This window comes from Brevibacterium permense (assembly GCF_025506275.1).
Lineage (GTDB): Bacteria > Actinomycetota > Actinomycetes > Actinomycetales > Brevibacteriaceae > Brevibacterium > Brevibacterium permense_A.
In genome coordinates, this window is the sequence record NZ_QYCP01000074.1 from 13,833 (window position 1) to 31,973 (window position 18,141).

Consider the following 18,141-nt stretch of genomic DNA (forward strand, 5'->3'; position numbering starts at 1 on the left):
CCGGCGAGTTCTCATGCCTCGTGAGATGATGACCTCATGTCCGATGGAGTCCTCCGGCGCGCGGGAGTGCCCGCGCTTCTCGCCTGCGCTCTGCTGGTGACCGCCTGCGGGGCCGATGCCGACGACGCCACGGACGATTCCTCGACGGTCGAATCCGCCGGGTTCGCCGCTCCGGCGCAGCAGACGAGCTTCGGTGATTTCGCAGCCCCGGCCCAGGAGTCCCCCACCGGAACCGACTCCGATTCGACTGCATCCGATCAGTCCGGCACCGAGGCGACCGGACCGGTCCACCCCGTCCCTGTCCCCGGTCTGACGAAGGAGTTCACCGACCAGATCCCGGCAGAGACCTCGCAGGTCCTCGTCGCGACCTCGCCGACAGCCGCTTCGGAGAAGTCGAGCCTGAGCTTCTATGAGTTCACGGACAAGAAGTGGAAGAAGCTCAAGACCTTCGACACCCACAACGGCTCCGAAGGATGGCTGAAGGATCGCCGCGAGGGCGATCAGACCACCCCGATCGGAGTGTTCACGCTGAGCGACGCAGGCGGTTTCAAGGCGAACCCGGGCACCGACCTGCCGTACACCCAGGACAATCGCCTGCCCTCCTCGGCGACGGTGGCCTATGGGGCGGACTACGAATCGGTCTTCGACTACATCATCGCCATCGACTACAACCGCAGACCCGGCACTCCGCCGACGGACAAGACCCGACCGATGGGCTGGGACAAGGGAGGCGGAATCTGGCTGCACCTCGACCACGATTCCGGCACGAACGGCTGCGTCACCCTCGACGAGGCGGACCTCAAGTGGATCATGCGCACCATCGATCCCGACGCTCACCCGCGCATCGCCATGGGGCCGGCACCCGAAGTCAAGAAATAGCAGAGCCGAAGAAGCAGAAGAGCAGGAGCCCGTGCGCCGTCTCATCATCTCCCTCGTCCAGTCGATCAACGGATCAGTCGCCGAGAACGGCTGGTCGACCGGGGTGTCCACGGACGCTGACTTCCGGCGCTTCCTCGCCCTGCGACGCAGCGCGAATGCGATCATCGTCGACCGCCGCACCGCGCTGAATCCGCAGCTGCCCGTCATCAACGCCGCAGGCAAAACGCTGGAGCACACCCCCGTGCACGTGCTCACCGAGTCCGATCCGACGGCCCTGCAGAGCGAGCTCGACGGCCGCGGCCTCCACTATCGTGCCCAGCACTTCACAGCAGACACCATCACCGAGGTGGCTGCCTCACTGCCGACGGCACCGTCCCCCGAATCGCGGACGTCCAGGCCCGCCTTGGATCGGTCGACCACCCGGACGGACCACGCTTCGTCCACAGGTACAGGATCGCAGACCTCCGATGAGGCAGTGCTGCTGTGCGAGTCGGGTCCGAATCTCGCTTTCCGGCTGCTCGAGCATTATCCGGGTGCGGAACTGCATCTGAGCGTGAGCCCTTGCTATATCCGCACTCCCGGCAGCCACTTCTCCGGACTCGAGGCCGAGATCGATCTGCGCCTCATCGATGTGCGCACCGAGGACGACCAGGTCTTCCTCCGCTACACTCGCGCCTGAGTCGAAGCAGTCAGCCGGCAGAGGTCCCAGCGTTCGCGTGGATCTCGGTGCTCACCTCGAAGCGATCGGGTGAGTCAAGGATCGCGGTGATCCCGTCGACCACCTCGGTGAGATGGATGGTTTCGACTCCCCCGGACAGATCATTGCGATCATCGCCACCAATGGGAGCCATGATCCGCAGCTCGCGGAAGGCCACGCTCGTCGATTCCGCTGCGGCGACCTCGATGAGCATCTTCTGCGCAGCACCGAAGACACTGATCGCCCCTGACCCCGCCAGCGCTTCGACGCTGGCGACGCCGTTGAGCGCCAGATGGACGAGTCCCTGGCCCCCGCTCATCCGGTCGGTGGCCAGGGACTGCGAGATCGCACAAGCCGTGAAGTGCCCGCGCAGGTATGAGTCATAGTCCGCGTCGAACTTCTCCAGACCTCGGTCGAGCACCGGTTCGTCGATGTACCACCCGCCGATGGCGGCGATGACGGCATCGACCGACGGCAGCTCACTGGAGGCGAGCGCCGAGGTGACCGCCTCCGGCTCGTCCGCCCAGTCCGGCACAGTCACCGGTTCGTATGCCGTCTCCGTGTCCGGAGTGCGGCGGACGATGCCGGTGACTGTGTGCTGCGGACTGAGCTGCTGGGCGAGCCCGGTGCCGACGTGGCCGGAGGCGCCGAAGAGGAGGATGTGCATGAGGCGAGTCTATGTCCCCTGCGTTCGGTCAGGTGAGATAGACCTGGACGCCCTGACTCTTCGTGTAGGTCATGTACCCGTTGTTCGAAGTTCTGACGGATCCTGCCCGCCGAGGGGAACTGGTCCGTCATCGGCAGTCCGAGCTTGCTGCGTTCCCAGCCGAGGGACTTCCACTTCTTGAGCATCTCGCCGCACATCGGCTGTCCCTTCATCGCCGACGACCACGTGATCATCCCGTTCTCGTAGCTCTGGTAGTAGGCGCTCTTGCGATACTTGAAGGTCTTCTCATCGCTGCTGGGGTAGCCGAGGAAGCCCTTGGTGTATCCGGCGTGCTTGTACCCGTTGCGGATTCCGCCCTTGTTCAGGTGCGCCCCTGTCTTCGACGACCAGTGCACGGTGCCCTTGGCGATGCGCTGATAGACGCCGACATCGGACTGCATCGACTTCGCACCGGACGGGATCGATCCGAGTCGCGAGTAGAAGGCATTTCCCGGGCAGGCGGTGTAGCTCGTGTCCCGGTGGCCGGAGACCACATTGAGGCTGACCTTCCTGCCTTCGGGATACCGGCTCGTGCTTCCTCCGCCGGAGGTGAGCGTCATCTTTCCCGTCGGGTTGAAGGCGTACTGGTTGGCCTTCCACGCAATGAGCGGCTTGACGGAATTCTGGGCTGCAGTGCTCGGCGCGGACCCTGTGTATGTGCCCAGCACGCTGATGCCGATCGTGTACGAGTTGAATCCGGAGGCGTGGGCTCCGGTCACAGACAGGTCGATGCTGCCTGCACGGCCTTCGGAGATGGTGCCGTATTTGTCGACGAGGAAGTTGTACCCGAGGTCGCACCAGCTTCGTTCTTTCGTGTGGTCAGCGAGGTAGCCGCGGATGATGCCCGGGGCCTGTGCCTTCGTATAGGAGTTCGATCCGGCGGTGTGGTGGATGAGACGCCCTTCGAAGTCGACGTCTTGTCGGTGGTGCAGTCGGATCGGTTTCATCGGGGCTGCTTCCTCTGCAGTCTGTCCGCCTTCTGGTACTAACGGACGCCAATGGGTTCGCGTCGCCGTCGACACTGCCTTGTCGGCGCCGCAGCGTCGCAGCACTCCTGCGACACTGATGCACAGATCAATGGCATTGCCATTTTCCGTGCAGGTGACTCGCAAGTTCTATTCAGGATTTCACCTCCTTCGGACACGGCGATGTCACACTGCCCGCTCCGGCAGCCCGGCCCAATCGCGCGATACGCTGGCACTCCACATTCCCCGCGTCCCCGTCGAAGGACCCATATGGCTGATCGCCGCGAACTCACTCGGCTCGAGACAGTCCTCGACGCCTTCGCCGACCGCGTTCTCCCCCGCGTCCCCGCTGGAATACGGGAGTTCCTCGCCTTCGGAATCAAACAGGCGTGGGCGTGTCTCTTCGGCGCTCTGATGCTCTTAGCGATCATCGTCACCGCTTGGCTCTACCCCGATGACGCGGCCATCGCCCGCAACGACTTCCTCGTCATCCTCGCCGTGCTCATCCAGATCGGCATGCTCGTCGCTCGACTCGAGACCGGTCGCGAGCTCATCGTCATCATCGTCTTCCACATCGTCGGCACCGGCATGGAGATCTTCAAGACCGCCGTGGGTTCATGGAACTACGCCCCCGGCGGGGTCCTCCACATCGGCGCGGTGCCGCTGTTCACCGGGTTCATGTACGCCGCCGTCGGCTCCTATATCGTCCGCGTGTACCGTCTCTTCGACTTGCGGTTCAGCCATTACCCGCCGAGGTGGCTGACCGCGATCATCGCCGCCGCCATCTACCTCAACTTCTTCACCCACCACTTCATCGTCGACCTCCGACTGCTCCTCGTCTTGGCCACCGTCATCGTCTTCTTCCGCTGCCGCATGTACTTCCATATCCATCGCAGGACACTGACGATGCCCGTGCTGCTGGCCTTCCTCCTCGTCGCCTTCTTCATCTGGGTGGCCGAGAACATCGGGACCGCGGCCGGTGCCTGGCTGTATCCGAGTCAGGACGACGGCTGGCACCTGGTACCGCTGACGAAGCTGGTGGCCTGGTTCCTGCTCATGATGATCTCCGTCGTTCTCGTGACCTTCGTCCACAGACCCAGGCCGCCTGAGGTCCACAGACCCGAGCCTCCGGACACCTATACTTGCTGAGAACCGAAACATTCAGGACGGCCGAAGGAGACTCATGGCGGCACCCGATGCGCAGAATGAGAAGGAATCGAGCGCATTGCTCAAGGTGCTCCGCCCAACCAGCGGTTCCAACCTGTCGGTCAGTGCTCGTGTGCTGCTGCGCGTCATCGCCGGAGTCCTCGTCCTCGCTCTCATCCTCGCCCTCGTCGGACTGTTCCTCGTCCGCCGCTCCTTTCCGACCACCGACGGCGAGATCTCGCTGCCGGGTCTCGACGCGCCGGTCACCATCCACCGTGACGATTCGGGTGTTCCCACCATCGAGGCCGAAACCGCCCACGACCTGTTCCTGGCTCAGGGGTTCATCCACGCTCAGGACCGGTTCTGGGAGATGGACTTCCGCCGACACGTCACCTCGGGACGACTCTCCGAACTCTTCGGCAGATCCCAGCTGGGCACCGACACCTTCATCCGCACGCTCGGCTGGCGGAAGGTCGCCGAGCAGGAGGTGAAGAAGCTCGACAAGACGAGTCTGGGCTACTACGAGGCCTACGCGGACGGCGTCAACGCCTACCTCAAGGACAAATCCCCCACCGAGCTGTCTCTCGAATACGCCGTCCTCGGCCTCGAGACCGGCAGCACCGAGGTCGAGAAATGGACCCCGGTCGACAGCGTCGCCTGGCTCAAGGCCATGGCGTGGGATCTGCGATCGAACCTCGAAGACGAGATCGACCGGTCGATCCTCGGCTCGGAGCTCACCGACGAGCAGATGAGCGACCTCTATCCGGATTACCCATATGCCACGCGTCCGACGATCCTCGGCGGCAGAGCCGGCGACAAGGCGCCGAAGGACCGCAGCGGCGACGACGTCGAACAGAAGCCGCGAGTCGACGACCGTGCACGGGAGGACGATGAGGCACAGGCCGGAGGCACCGTCACCGAGGCACCCCGAACGGGGAACACCGACACCGAGGCGGCCGTCCCCACCGATGATCTCCTCGAACTGCGGAATACGCTCACATCGCTGCCGCCGATGCTGGGACAGAACAGCGATGATATCGGGTCGAACTCGTGGGTGATCTCCGGGGAGCACACGAATACCGGTCGACCGCTGCTGTCGAATGACCCGCACCTCGCCCCGGCGATGCCCTCGGTCTGGTACCAGGTGGGACTGCGATGCAAGAAGGTCACCGATGAGTGCCCCTTCGACGTCACCGGATTCTCCTTCTCCGGACTGCCGGGAGTCGTCATCGGCCACAACCAGTCGATCGCCTGGGGCCTGACGAACCTCGGCGCCGATGTCACCGACCTCGTGGTGGAGAAGATCCGCGACGGGAAGGTCATCCACGACGACGGCGACGAACCGCTGCAGGTGCGCAAGGAGACGATCCAGGTCGCGGGTGAGAACCCGCGCGAGATCACCATCCGCTCCACCCGCAACGGCCCACTCGTGTCGAAGCTCGACGGCACGTATCGCAAAGCACTCGATGCGACGACCGGGGCGGATGCGCAGGACCCGAAATCGGGACCGGCCGAGGAACACTATGGTCTCGCCCTCGATTGGACGGCTCTGCGTACGGGCACAACCGCCTCGGCGGTGTTCGCCATCAACAGGGCCACGAACTGGCAGGAATTCCGGCACGCGGCATCCCTGTTCGACGCGCCCTCCCAGAACCTCGTCTACGCCGATGTCGCCGGGAACATCGGTTATCAGGCCCCCGGGATGATCCCACGCCGAGGCAAGGCCGACGGCACCGTGCCCCGCCGCGGGTGGAAATCCGACGAGGATTGGCAGGGCTGGTTCGACTTCGAGGATCTCCCACACCTGTACAATCCCGAACGCGGATGGATCGTCACCGCGAACAACCCGGTCGCCGCCCCCGGTGAGACCGTGCAGCTCGGTGAGGACTTCGACTACGGAGATCGTGCCCGCCGCATCACGAAACGCATCAAGGACGCGGTCGACGAGGGCCGGAAGCTGCGGCCGATGGACATGGCGGAGATCCAGAACGACGACCAGAATCCGTTCGCCGCGAAGCTCGTACCCGAAGCGGTGAAGATCCACTCCCATGGTGACGAGGACATCCTAGAGGCAAAGAAGCTGCTGAAGAGCTGGAACGGCTTCGACTCCGCGAACAGCGCGGGCGCCGCCTACTTCAATGTGCTCACGAAGACGCTGCTCGAGCAGACGATCAGCTCGAAGCTGCCCGACGGGGTGTCCCCCGCCGGCGGTTCACGGTGGTACCTCGTGCTCTCGGAACTGCTCGAAGACCCGGATTCACAGTGGTGGTCGAGCAAGGGCGTCGAAGGTCGGGACGCGGCTCTGCGCAAGGCCATGAAGACGGCCTGGGCGGAGACGGAGGACCTGCTGGGACCGGAGCCCGTGACGTGGCGGTGGGGAATCCTGCACCGCCTGACGATCCGCAACGCCAGCCTCGGCGAATCCGGGATCACACCGGTGGAGAAGCTGTTCAACCGCGGCCCCTATGAAGTCTCCGGCGGTTCGGGCGTCGTCCATGCCACCGGGTGGGATGCCTCGGTCGGCTATGAGACGAACTGGGTGCCGTCGATGCGTCAGACGGTCGATCTGTCGAACTTCGACGCCTCGAACTGGATCAACCTCACGGGCGCGTCGGGGCATGCCTTCCACCCGCACTACGACGATCAGACGAACGATTGGGCCGCCAATGTCAATCGACCGTGGCCGTACTCGAAGGAGGCCGTGGCTGCGGCGGCAGAGGACACACTCACTCTCGAGCCGTGAGAACGGGGTTTCAGTCCTTGGGCAGGATCTTCGCTTCGAGGAAGTTCGCGACATCGTCTTCCCAGCGCACCGGGTCGATGTTCCATTCCTTCGTGTGATGGGCCTTGCCGTATGAGGGCATCGTGACCAGATCCCGTCTGACACCTGCCAGCGCGTGGGAGGGGCCGGAGGGAACGAATTCGTCGTCATCGGAGTGGATGAGCAGAACCGGCACATCGAGTTCGGCGGCACGGGTCACCCAATCCATGCGATCGAGATCGAGCGGGGTCTCGAGTCCGGTGATCGGCCGTGCCCATGGCTGCGTGATCATCTCGAGCGTGAGTTTGGCGATCGGTGTCGGCAGCAGGTTCTTCTTCGCCTGACCGTCGAGCACGTTCACCCAGTCGACGACGGGTCCGTCGAGGACCAGCGAGGTGACGAATCTGCGGTTGCGTCCGCGGGAGGCCGCCTGCAGGGCGATGGCTCCGCCCATCGACCAGCCGAAGAGGACGACGTTCTTCGCTCCGTGTCCGACCGCGAAGTCGATGGCGGCGTCGACGTCGATCCATTCGGTGTCGCCGAGCCCGTAGCGCGATGTGGTCTCCACCCGCACCTCGGCGTCGTTGCGGTAGGACATCGCGATCGAGGGCACCCCGAGGGTGTTGAGCACGGGAGCGGCACGCAGTCCCTCGGCGCGGGTGCTGGCACGACCGTGGATGAGGATCGCCCAGGTGTCCTGTGGTTCCGGATGGTCGGTCGGCAGCAGCCACGCGGGCAGGTCCCCGGCGTCGGAGCGGATCTCGATGTCTTCGAAATTCACTCCGGCAGCGATCGGATCAGGATAGACGACTCCGGTCCAACGTCCCCGCCAGGCCCGTCGGATATCGCCGCGGGTGACGGACAGGATCTCTCGGGAGACGGTGCGCGAGCGCGGATCGTACTCGACGATGTCGCCGACGACGGCATGTCCCGAACCCTGATTGAAGTAGAGACCATAGGTGCCGGGCACCGTGGTCTCCTCATCGGCGGGCAGCTGAATGCGCATATTCGGCGGAAAACCGTCGATGTGCAGGATGTCGAGTTCTTCCGGGGCGTTCTCCGGAACGATGATCTTGCGGGCGAAGTAGGCGGCCAGACCCGACGACGCCACAGAGATCAGGGCACCGAGTCCGGCGCCGACGCCGATACCGGCGGCGAGCAGGCGGGCGGGGAACTTCGTGTCGCGGACCATGAAAACCTCCTGTGTTCATTGTTGCCTACGGAATGATCAGGCACCAAACGCTGTTGTGCGGAATGAGCGAGTGTCACTCGCTGTTGCGCTCACCAGGGGCGGAGATCGTCTCCTCCTCGCCGCAATCACCGTCACTGACAGAGACCGGAGGTCACGATGACTCAGTCATCAGATATCAACGCTGGAACTTCGACGAACGAGGAGGCCGCGGCTGAGGAGATCCGTTGGCAGGACGTGCTCACTCCCGAGGAGTTCGCGGTGCTGCGCCAGGGCGCGACCGAGCGTCCCTTCACCGGTGAGTACAACGATGAGACCGCTGCCGGGATGTACCAGTGTCGGGCCTGCGGAGCCGACCTGTTCCCCTCCGATACGAAGTTCGCCTCGCACTGCGGATGGCCGTCGTTCTATGCGCCTCTGGCCGAGGACCGGGTCCGCTACATCCGCGATACCTCGATGGGCATGGAACGCGTCGAGGTCCGCTGCGCGAACTGCGACTCGCATTTGGGCCATGTCTTCTCGGGCGAGGGCTACGGCACTCCCACCGATCAGCGCTACTGCATCAACTCGATCTCGTTGAAGCTCAACACCGACGCTGCGGACAGCTGAGGTGGCGAGGGACAATCAGAGCACCGAGGCGACCGAGCTCGTCGTGAAGACCTTCGACGAGCTCCGGCCCACGGAGCTCTACGGAATTCTGCAGCTGCGCTCCCGGGTCTTCGTCGTCGAACAGGAGTGCGTGTTCCTCGACCCCGACGGGGTGGACTCACTGCCGGAGACCTTGCACTTCTTCTACCAGCGACCGGCCACGGCGATGTCGGACACTCACGGCGCCGAGCACGGACGTGATCTCTCGCCATGGGCCTATGCCCGTCTGCTGCCGGCGGAGGTGCCCGACGGACCGGCGGCCAGGCCGGGAGCACGCAGCATCAGTCGCGTCGCGACCCACCCCGACGCCCGCGGTCAGGGTTGGGGCCGCCGACTGCTCAGCGACATCGTCCACGCCTGGTCGACTGCCCCGCTGACGCTCAACGCACAGTCGCACCTCGAGGGGCTGTACTCGTCCCTCGGCTTCGCCCCGAACGGCCCGTGCTTCGACGAGGACGGGATCGCGCACACCCCCATGGAGCGCCCGGCCGGCTGACCGGTCAGCCCTCGGCCTCGGCAGCGGCGTCGACGGAGGCGATGATCTTCTGCATCACAGCGTGCAGTTCACGCACTCCGTCGACGTCCATGCCGAGCTTGGCCATCATCGTCCCGGGAATCGCCTCGGCGGTCTTGCGCAGTTCACGGCCGGTGTCGGTGAGGGTGACCTCGACGATCCGCTCGTCGCTGTCGCTGCGCGTTCTCGTCACATAATCCAGCGCTTCGAGGCGTTTGACCAACGGGGACACAGTCGCGGGTTCGAGTCGCAGCAGTCGAGCGATCTCGCGCATCGGCAGCTTCTCGTGCTGCCACAGCGCAAGCATGACCAGATACTGCGGATGCGTCAGACTGATGGGTTCGAGCACGGAGCGATACGCGCCGATCACCCCGCGGGACGCCACCGCCAGAGCAAAGCAGATCTGGCTTTCCAGCGCCAGCGGGTTGTCCAGCGGCTCCGTCGAACCTTCGGATTCCAGCATCGTGTGTCGTCGATCCTCCGTGTCGGCAACCAGGGCGTGCATACTCTTCGAATATTACTTAGTGCCCTAATGGTTAGTGTACACTATAGGTGAAACCTGCCCAGTCCTCGCCCAAGCGGCACCTCGTCGATAGGATCCTCGCTATGTCGTCCGCCTTGCAGCCTTCACCCGATGGTTCGAACCGGAAGCAGGACAAGAAGCAGAAGAATTCGGCACGGAAGAAGAACCAGTATCCGGAGTCTCAGCGCGGAGTGGGCTGGCTCAACAACTTCTTCCGCAAGATCGTCGGGCCGGCGCAGGTAGACAACACGCGCCCGGGCGGATACTTCGAGGACGAGACGCTGCGACACCAGCAGCTCGATGCCATGGGGCTGGAGATGCGCACCGACGCCAACGGCCATTCCTATGTGGTGAAGAAGGGCATCAAGTAGCCGCCGGTCGCTCCCCGACCATACGCAGGGCCGCCGCACCGAATCGGTGCGGCGGCCCTTTCCCGCTGTCTCGGCCCCGGCCGGGCGACCTGCTCTCTGCCTCAGTCCCGATCGGGTCAATGACGTTCGGTCAGCGCCAGCCGGAGATGATGTCGACGAGTTCGCGACGCGGTCCGGTGTAGAACGGAACCTCTTCGCGCACATGCAGGCGCGCCTCGGTGTTGCGCAGGTCGCGCATCAGGTCGACGATGCGATGGAGTTCGGCGGCCTCGAAGGCCAGCAGCCATTCGTAGTCGCCGAGGGCGAAGGAGGCGATCGTGTTCGCCTTGATGTCCTTGTACCCGGCGGCGGCCATGCCGTGGTCGCGCAGCATCTTCGCCCGTTCGGCGGGGTCGAGGAGGTACCAGTCGTAGGACCGCACGAACGGGTACACGCAGATGTAATCGCCGGGTTCGGGATCGGTCAGCAGCGCGGGCAGGTGCGCCTTGTTGAACTCCGCCGGGCGGTGGATTCCGACGACGGACCAGACGGGTTCGAGCACTCCGCCGATCAGGCTGCGGCGGATCGCCGAGTATGCGGCCTGGACGACCTCGATTTCGGGGGCGTGGTACCAGAACATGACGTCGGCATCGGCGCGCAGGGCGGAGACGTCGTAGATTCCGCGCACGATCAGACCGCGTTCCTTCAGGGGCTCGAGAGCCGCATGCAGCTCATTGGCGAGTTCTCTGCGGTCGGCATCGCCGAGTTCTCCGGCAGAGGCGAAGACGGAGTAGGCGATATACCGCGTCTGCTCGTTCGCTTCTTCGATCTGGGTGTCGGTGGGCTGAGTGTATTCGCTCATATCTGCTCCTTCTGTCTGCTCTTCATTCTGAAGTGTCATGATGGTCGACTGCGGGTCAGTTCAGTCTCTGGGCCGCGGCGTCCGCGCGGGCGATGCAGGCGGGAATGCCGACTCCCCCATAGGCGGATCCGGCGAGTTCGAGGCCGGGCAGCGACGCGATCTCGGCGTCGATGACAGCGAGGCGTCCGGCGTGGCCGGGCAGGTACTGCGGCAGTGCGGAGTTCCAGCGCTGGACTTCCGAGCCCAGCAGCTGCGATTCCGGACGGGAGGTGATCGTCTGCCAGTCGGCGAAGGCGCGTTCGACGATCTCCTCATCGGAGAATCTGCTCCACACCTCGGGTCCGTCGCCGAAGCGTCCGATGCTCATCCGCACCAGGGCCGTCCCCGCGGGGATATGGTCAGCCGTCCACGGCCATTTGTTCGACACGAAAGTCGAGGCCTTGATGAACGTGCCCTCGGTCGCGGGGACGAGGAACCCCGAGCCCTGCAGCTCCACTCCCCCGAGGTCGACGAGGGCGGCGACCAAGGCAGTGGAGGCATAGGGAATCTCGCCGAGGCGGCTCGCCGATTCCGGGGCCACCGACGCCAGCAGCCCGGCGGTCACATGCGCGGGCGTGGCGAGAACGAGCCCATCGGATTCGATGTCGTCCCCCTGGCCGCGGACGATCCACCTCTCACCGTCCCGGTCGATCCCGGTGACACCGGCACCGAGACGGACCGTCCCGCCGCCCAGCACGATCGCCTCGTGCAGGGCCGGGATGAGGCGGTTGATTCCGCCTTCGAAGCTCATGAACACCGGTTCCGGGTTCCCTGCCGACGCGGTCTGGGCGTCGCGAGCGGCGAGGAGCTGTGTGACGAGGTCGAGCACCGAGGTGCCCTCGACGGCGGCGGGCAGCAGCGCGGGCACCGTTTCGGCCAGGGACAGGTCCCGGCAGCGACCGGCGTAGACGCCGCCGAGCAGCGGGTCGACGAGTTCGTCGACGATGGCGTCGCCGAGGCGCGCGGACAGGAAGTCCCCGAGCGAGACGTCATCACCCTCGATCGGCGGGGTGATCCGTTCGGCCGCCAAGCGAGCGGCGGCCTCGGTGCCGATGAGGGATTCGACCTCGGCCGCTTCGGCCGGCACACCCATGATCGTCCGTTTGGGAATCGCGTGCAGGCTTCCCCGGCTGAGCACCTGCGATCTGTGCCGGGTCGAGGGGAACACCGAGTCGAGGCCGAGTTCGGCGGCCAGGTTCCTGGTCTCCGGACGCCGGTTGAGGCTCGCTTCGGCTCCCGCGTCGATGCCCACGGGTACGGCACTATCGAGAGTGGTCGCTTTCAGACAGCCGCCGAGGAGGTCGCCGGCTTCCAGCACGGTCACTCGGTGGTCGGCGGAGAGACGATAGGCGGCGACGAGTCCGGAGATCCCTCCTCCGACGACGGTGATCTGAGACATTCGATCAGCCGCGGCTGCCGAGGATCTCGGCCGAGACGCGGTGGACGAGTTCGACGACGCGTCCGGGCACCTCGGGGTCGGTGTCGGGCAGGACGCCGTGGCCGAGGTTGAAGACGAAGCCGCGGTCGAGTTCGAGCCCCTTGCGCACGATCGCCTCGACGCGGGCGGACAGCGCCTCCCACGGGGCGAAGAGCAGGGCCGGGTCCAAGTTGCCCTGAAGTGCCTGACCGGGCTTGACGCGAGTGGCGGCATCGGCCAAGTCGACGCGGAAGTCGACGCCGACGGTCGTCGATCCGGCCAGTGCAATGGAGCCGAGCAGCTCACCGGTCTGCACCCCGAAGTGGATGCTGGGCACATCGTGTCCGGACAGTGCGTCGAAGACTGCAGTGGAGTGTTCGAGGACGTGGTTCTCGTAGTCCTCCCGAGCGAGGTAGCCTGCCCAGGAGTCGAAGAGCTGGAAGGCCTTGGCGCCGGCGTTCAGCTGCACGTCGATGAATGTCGCCGACATCTTCGCAAGCTTGCTCAGCAGGGCCGAGAACGCCTCGGGGTCGGAGACCATGAGTGACTTCGTCTTCTCGTGGTTCTTGCTCGGACCGCCTTCGATGAGGTAGCTGGCCAGGGTGAACGGGGCACCGGCGAACCCGATGAGCGGGGTGGCATCGCCGAGTTCGGCGGTCACCCGCTGGATCGATTCCGTGATGTCCGGGATATCGGCGGCGTCGAGATCGGGCAGGGCGTCGATATCGGCGCGGGAGCGCACCGGGGAGGCGATGACCGGGCCGACGCCGGGAACGATCTCCACATCGACCCCGGCGGCCTGGAGCGGGACGACGATATCGGAGAAGAAGATGGCTGCGTCGACGCCGTGACGACGGACCGGCTGGAGGGTGATCTCGGAGACCATCTCGGGGTCGCGGCAGGCATCGAGCATCTGAGTGCCTTCGCGCAGCTTGCGGTACTCAGGCAGGGAGCGGCCGGCCTGCCGCATGAACCAGACGGGAGTGTGCGAAACCGGCTCCGAACGCAGGGCAGCCAACAGGGGTGATGTCATGGGGCCATCTTCCCATTCTTCGATCGCTCATGCCCACTCGACGGCGGTTTCAAGACGGGCCGTCTTGCCGTCTCAGCATTCGGCCGAGGACACGGTCCGACGGATTGTCCGGGGCCGCCTCGGCGTGGATGATTCCTCTGTCCGCACGGCTGATCTATCGTGGCAACTGTGGTCAACACCTCACCTCTCAATCGCATTCCGGCAGAGTTCTCCGCCGTGACGTCGGTGCTGCGTCAGGCGCGCAGCACGAACAACGTGTCGATTTCCGAGATTCCCGCCCCGGCCCGTCTGGCCCCCTACTCCTATGCGCTCGGGGCCGAGGTCAGCGCCGATGAGACCTTTCTGCGAGCCAGCGGCGAGGCCATCGACGAACTCGCCACCGGCCGCATCGTCGTCCTCTTCGACCCCGCCGCCCCCGAGGAGTGGGAAGGCTCGTTCCGGGTCGTCTCCTATATCCGCGCCGAACTCGAACACGAACTCGGCAATGAGACGATGCTCGGGCATGTGGCATGGAGTTGGCTCGAAGATGCCCTCGATGCCAACGACTGCCAAGTGCTCGCCGCCGGCGGGACGACCACACGCGTGCTGTCCGAGAGCTTCGGCACCTTGGCCGACCGCCCGGCCACGATAGACTTGGAGCTGCGCGCCTCGTGGACACCCGTGATTGACGAACCGGATCTGATCGGCAATCACTTCGAGGCCTGGATCGATCTGCTCAGCACAGTCGCCGGACTGCCACCACTTCCTGAAGGAGTCACAGCCCTGCCCGGGCGCCGTCGATGACAACTGAACTACCGCTTTTGGAAACACCCGCGAACGGCATCCCCGACGTCGTCGACACCAGAGAGGACCTCTCCTCCTCGATTGCCGATCTAGCCGCCGCCAACGGTCCGATCGCAGTCGACGCCGAACGCGCTTCCGGCATCAGATACGGACAGCGTGCCTTCCTCGTCCAACTGCGACGCGAAGGCGCGGGCACCTTCCTCCTCGATTCCGAGACGCTCGGTGACCTCAGCGACCTCAACCCGGCTCTCGGCTCCGACGAGTGGGTCATCCATTCGGTGACACAGGATCTGCCGTGCCTGCAGGAGCGAGGAATGCGCCCGGCGGCTCTGTTCGACACCGAGCTGGCCGCCAGGCTGCTCGGATGGGAGAAGTTCGGGCTGGCCGCGGTCGCCGAACGCACCCTGGGGGTGCGGCTGGCGAAAGAGCATTCGGCCGCCGATTGGTCGACGCGTCCGCTGCCGAAGGAGTGGCTGAACTATGCCGCCCTCGACGTCGAAGTGCTCCTGCCGATCCGCGACATCCTCCACCAGCAGCTTCTCGACTCTGACCGGTGGGAGTTTGCGCAGCAGGAGTTCACGCATCTGCTCGATTTCACGCCGAAGCATTTCGATGAGCCGTGGCGACGCACGCATGGACTGTCGAAGATCAGGTCCCGCCGCGACATCGCCCGAGTCCGTGAGCTCTGGCAGGCCCGTGACTCCATGGCCCGTGAGGCCGATCTGGCTCCCACGAAGATCCTGCGCGATCGTGAGCTAGTCGCGCTCGCCCAATCCGGTGTGAAGTCCAGCGACGATATCCTGGCTCAGTGGCGCAGGCTCTCCCGTGCCGAGGCGGCCCGACTCTTCCGTGCCTACCGCAAGGCCTCCCGTTTGGCGGCCGAAGAGCTGCCGGGACGGTCCGAGCGCGGACGCTCGAAACGCAGCGAATTCAACCCGGCGGAGCTCAAAGAGCGGGTGGCGGCGCTCAAGGCCGCAATGTCGGAGCTCTCCGAAGAGCTGACGATCCCCCACGATGTGCTCCTCCAGCCGGCAATCGTGAAGTCCCTGGCCGCGGAGCCGAACGTCGACGTCGAGGGCTACCTCGCCGAGGCGGGAGCCCGACCCTGGCAGATCGAGCTCAGTGCCCCCGTGCTGAAGAAGACCCTGGCCGGACTCCCCCAGGCCTGAACTCACGCTCAAGTCCCGCGGTTCGAGCGTCGGGCCCGCGTTGCCCCTGGGGGCCAGATCTCACACCGCGCGGCGGGAACTCTGATCGGCTCGATCGGCCACCTCGGCGGGCAGGGCCCTGAGGATTTCGGACACAATCGTGTCGACGTCGAGGCCCACCTCGGCGAGGATCTCTTCACGTGTCCCCTGCGGCAGGAACTCGTCGGGCACGCCGAGTTCGAGCACCCCGATCCGCGAATCGGCTTCGCGCAGGTCGGAGCGGATCTGTGAACCCACACCGCCGATCTTCACTCCGTCTTCGATGACGGCCACCAGACTGTGGTCGGCCGCGAGGTCGATGACGGATGAGGGCACTGGCAGCACCCATCTGGGGTCGATGATCGTCGCTCTCAGTCCCTGCTCTGCGAGGCGGTCGGCGACGTCACCGGCCAACGTGGCGAAGGGTCCGACGGAGACGATGAGCACATCGGACCTCGACCCGGTCGGCCCCTCACGGAGGATGTCGACGCCGTCGTCGAGCCGCCTCAGCGCGGGGATGTCGGTCCCGACGCTGCCGCGGGGAAATCTCACCACGGTCGGGGCGTCCGAGACGGTGACGGCTTCGCGCAGCTCTTCGGTCAGCCGTGCGGCGTCACGCGGTGCGGCCAGGCGCAGTCCGGGGACGACGCGCAGCATCGCGATGTCCCAGATTCCGTGGTGACTGGCTCCGTCGGGGCCGGTGATTCCAGCGCGGTCGAGGACGAAGGTCACGCCCTGGCGGTGGAGGGCGACGTCCATGAGCACCTGGTCGAAGGCGCGGGAGAGGAACGTGGAGTAGATGCACACGGCGGGGTGCAACCCGCCGTAGGAAAGGCCCGCGGCCGAGGCGACCGCATGCTGTTCGGCGATGCCGACGTCGAAGACGCGGTCGGGGAACTCCTCGGCGAATTTCGCCAGCCCCACGGGCAGGAGCATGGCGGCGGTGATGGCGACGATGTCCTCGCGTTCCTCGGCGAGTGCGCAGATCTCGGTGCCGAACACGGAGGTCCATGACGTCGATTTCGACGGTGTCGATCTCCCGGTGACGGGGTCGATGACGCCGACGGAGTGGAACTGGTCGGCGTCGTCGTTGACGGCCGGGTCGAATCCGTGCCCCTTCTGCGTGATCATGTGGACGATGATGGGGCCGCCGTCGAACTGTTTGGCCAGTTGGAGGGCCTTGTCGACCGAGGGCAGGTCGTGTCCGTCGACGGGGCCCAAGTATTTGATGCCGAGTTCGTCGAACATTCCGGTCTCGGGTGAGCTGACCATGTCTTTGAGTCCGCGTTTGACGCCGTGGATGGCGCTGTAGGCGGCGCGGCCGGGTCGGCCGGATTGGCGGAGTGTCTCCTTGCCCCAGGTGAGCAGCCTCTCGTAGCTCGAGGTGGTGCGCAGTTCGTCAAGGTGGGCGGCGAATCCGCCGACGGTCGGGGCGTAGGAGCGACCGTTGTCGTTGACGACGATGACCAACCGCCTCGGCGGGGTGGAGGTGTCGGCGGCGATGGTGTTGAGCGCTTCCCAGGCCATTCCCCCGGTCAGGGCTCCGTCGCCGATGACGGCGACGACGTGGCGGTCTCGCTCACCGGTGAGCTGGCGGGCCTTGGCGATGCCGTCGGCCCAGGACAGGGAGGCCGAGGCGTGGGAGTTCTCGACGACGTCGTGCTCGCTCTCACGCCGGCTCGGGTAGCCGGAGAGGCCGTCGCGCTGCCGGAGGGTGGAGAACTCCTCCCGCCGACCGGTGAGCAGCTTGTGCACATATGTCTGGTGGCCGACGTCGAAGATGATCGTGTCTCGCGGAGAGTCGAAGGTGCGGTGGATGCCCATCGTCAGTTCGACGACGCCGAGGTTGGGTCCCAGGTGTCCGCCGGTGCCGGACACGGTCGTGATGAGGTAGTCGCGGATCTCTTTGGCCAGCACTTCGCATTCTGAGGCGTCGAGTCGACGCAGATCGGCGGGCGAGCCGAGGGATTCGAGAAAGGTCATGCGGCCTCAGTTCTGACGACATCGTTGGCGGACAGATTCCATCCGCCCCATCCTATCTCTCACAGATGCGTCCCTCACCCTTCGCGGCACACCGCCGCTCTGCAGTACCCCTCAGCCTTCCCGTCACACCGCCTCGGCGCCGGCTATTCACACCATTGCGAACGCACCACTCACCGTTCGTGGCACACCACCCCGTCGTAGCACGGCGTTGAGCGACTGCCGATGAGTCATGGTCGCATTCGCGCCCACACCCACCCACGCCGAGGCGGCCGACCACCAGCGCACGGATTCCCGCGGACGCGCTCAGGCTCACTCTCAACCCCGCTCGAAAGTGACCATCCCTCACCCTTCGCCGCACAGCGCACCGCTGAAACGAGGCGATTTGTCACTAACGGTGACGGATTCCTTGGCAGCGGTGAGTTTTGTCACTAGCGGTGACGGATGCCGAACTGCGTCGAG

Annotated in this window: 16 protein-coding genes and 1 pseudogene; 9 read left to right on the plus strand and 8 right to left on the minus strand. The window is 65.3% G+C overall.

Annotation, left to right across the window (positions count from 1 at the left end; translation table 11 throughout):
• Nucleotides 1–36 precede the first annotated feature (36 nt).
• Entirely contained in the window at nucleotides 37–879 is an 843-nt protein-coding gene (locus tag D3I60_RS03800) for a L,D-transpeptidase family protein (RefSeq protein ID WP_262774819.1), read from the plus strand.
• A 31-nt stretch (nucleotides 880–910) separates the two neighbouring features.
• Nucleotides 911–1,558: a hypothetical protein gene (locus tag D3I60_RS03805; RefSeq protein ID WP_262774820.1), complete on the plus strand. Its 648-nt coding sequence runs from the start codon at nucleotides 911–913 to the stop codon at nucleotides 1,556–1,558.
• A 10-nt stretch (nucleotides 1,559–1,568) separates the two neighbouring features.
• On the opposite strand, the gene D3I60_RS03810 is transcribed toward D3I60_RS03805, so the two are convergent.
• Entirely contained in the window at nucleotides 1,569–2,243 is a 675-nt protein-coding gene (locus D3I60_RS03810; RefSeq protein ID WP_262774821.1) for an NAD(P)-dependent oxidoreductase, read from the minus strand.
• A 161-nt stretch (nucleotides 2,244–2,404) separates the two neighbouring features.
• Nucleotides 2,405–3,229 (minus strand): annotated as a pseudogene (locus tag D3I60_RS03815) (N-acetylmuramoyl-L-alanine amidase); the annotation flags it as partial.
• Between the two features lie 288 nt (nucleotides 3,230–3,517).
• On the opposite strand from D3I60_RS03815, the gene D3I60_RS03820 reads away from it, so the two are divergent.
• Together D3I60_RS03820 and D3I60_RS03825 are read left to right on the plus strand one after the other, a co-directional pair.
• Nucleotides 3,518–4,396 (plus strand): DUF817 domain-containing protein, encoded by an 879-nt coding sequence (locus tag D3I60_RS03820; RefSeq protein ID WP_262774822.1) that lies wholly within the window; start codon nucleotides 3,518–3,520, stop codon nucleotides 4,394–4,396.
• A 34-nt stretch (nucleotides 4,397–4,430) separates the two neighbouring features.
• On the plus strand, nucleotides 4,431–7,136 hold the full coding sequence (locus D3I60_RS03825) for a penicillin acylase family protein (RefSeq protein WP_262774823.1): 2,706 nt from the start codon (nucleotides 4,431–4,433) through the stop codon (nucleotides 7,134–7,136).
• 10 nt (nucleotides 7,137–7,146) lie between these two features.
• On the opposite strand, the gene D3I60_RS03830 is transcribed toward D3I60_RS03825, so the two are convergent.
• The gene (locus D3I60_RS03830; RefSeq protein ID WP_262774824.1) at nucleotides 7,147–8,346 is read right to left on the minus strand and encodes an alpha/beta hydrolase family protein; all 1,200 of its coding nucleotides are present in this window, start codon (nucleotides 8,344–8,346) and stop codon (nucleotides 7,147–7,149) included.
• Nucleotides 8,347–8,502: 156 nt separating this feature from the next.
• Between D3I60_RS03830 and msrB the strand changes: the two genes are divergently transcribed.
• Both msrB and D3I60_RS03840 read left to right on the plus strand, forming a co-directional pair.
• On the plus strand, nucleotides 8,503–8,952 hold the full coding sequence (gene msrB, locus D3I60_RS03835; RefSeq protein ID WP_262774825.1) for a peptide-methionine (R)-S-oxide reductase MsrB: 450 nt from the start codon (nucleotides 8,503–8,505) through the stop codon (nucleotides 8,950–8,952).
• A gap of 1 nt (nucleotide 8,953) precedes the next feature.
• Entirely contained in the window at nucleotides 8,954–9,487 is a 534-nt protein-coding gene (locus tag D3I60_RS03840; RefSeq protein WP_262774826.1) for a GNAT family N-acetyltransferase, read from the plus strand.
• 4 nt (nucleotides 9,488–9,491) lie between these two features.
• On the opposite strand, the gene D3I60_RS03845 is transcribed toward D3I60_RS03840, so the two are convergent.
• Nucleotides 9,492–9,968: a MarR family winged helix-turn-helix transcriptional regulator gene (locus D3I60_RS03845; RefSeq protein WP_262774827.1), complete on the minus strand. Its 477-nt coding sequence runs from the start codon at nucleotides 9,966–9,968 to the stop codon at nucleotides 9,492–9,494.
• Nucleotides 9,969–10,111: 143 nt separating this feature from the next.
• Here D3I60_RS03845 and D3I60_RS03850 point away from each other — a divergent pair, with 143 nt between their 5' ends.
• A complete protein-coding gene (locus D3I60_RS03850) occupies nucleotides 10,112–10,399 on the plus strand; it encodes a hypothetical protein (RefSeq protein WP_262774828.1) in 288 nt (95 codons plus the stop codon).
• Nucleotides 10,400–10,529: 130 nt separating this feature from the next.
• On the opposite strand, the gene hemQ is transcribed toward D3I60_RS03850, so the two are convergent.
• Genes hemQ through hemE form a run of 3 tightly spaced genes read right to left on the minus strand, consistent with a single transcriptional unit; the run spans nucleotide 10,530 to nucleotide 13,729 of the window.
• The gene (gene hemQ / locus D3I60_RS03855) at nucleotides 10,530–11,240 is read right to left on the minus strand and encodes a hydrogen peroxide-dependent heme synthase (RefSeq protein WP_262774829.1); all 711 of its coding nucleotides are present in this window, start codon (nucleotides 11,238–11,240) and stop codon (nucleotides 10,530–10,532) included.
• A 55-nt stretch (nucleotides 11,241–11,295) separates the two neighbouring features.
• Nucleotides 11,296–12,678, minus strand: coding sequence for a protoporphyrinogen oxidase (hemG, locus tag D3I60_RS03860; protein WP_262774830.1), 1,383 nt, complete (start codon nucleotides 12,676–12,678; stop codon nucleotides 11,296–11,298).
• A 4-nt stretch (nucleotides 12,679–12,682) separates the two neighbouring features.
• The gene (hemE, locus tag D3I60_RS03865; protein WP_262774831.1) at nucleotides 12,683–13,729 is read right to left on the minus strand and encodes a uroporphyrinogen decarboxylase; all 1,047 of its coding nucleotides are present in this window, start codon (nucleotides 13,727–13,729) and stop codon (nucleotides 12,683–12,685) included.
• 168 nt (nucleotides 13,730–13,897) lie between these two features.
• Between hemE and D3I60_RS03870 the strand changes: the two genes are divergently transcribed.
• Entirely contained in the window at nucleotides 13,898–14,512 is a 615-nt protein-coding gene (locus D3I60_RS03870) for a DUF3000 domain-containing protein (protein ID WP_173152837.1), read from the plus strand.
• Between the two features lie 17 nt (nucleotides 14,513–14,529).
• A complete protein-coding gene (locus D3I60_RS03875) occupies nucleotides 14,530–15,681 on the plus strand; it encodes an HRDC domain-containing protein (protein WP_262774832.1) in 1,152 nt (383 codons plus the stop codon).
• 60 nt (nucleotides 15,682–15,741) lie between these two features.
• On the opposite strand, the gene dxs is transcribed toward D3I60_RS03875, so the two are convergent.
• Complete coding sequence (dxs, locus tag D3I60_RS03880; RefSeq protein ID WP_262774833.1) at nucleotides 15,742–17,682, minus strand: 1-deoxy-D-xylulose-5-phosphate synthase; 1,941 nt, start codon at nucleotides 17,680–17,682, stop codon at nucleotides 15,742–15,744.
• Nucleotides 17,683–18,141: the final 459 nt, after the last annotated feature.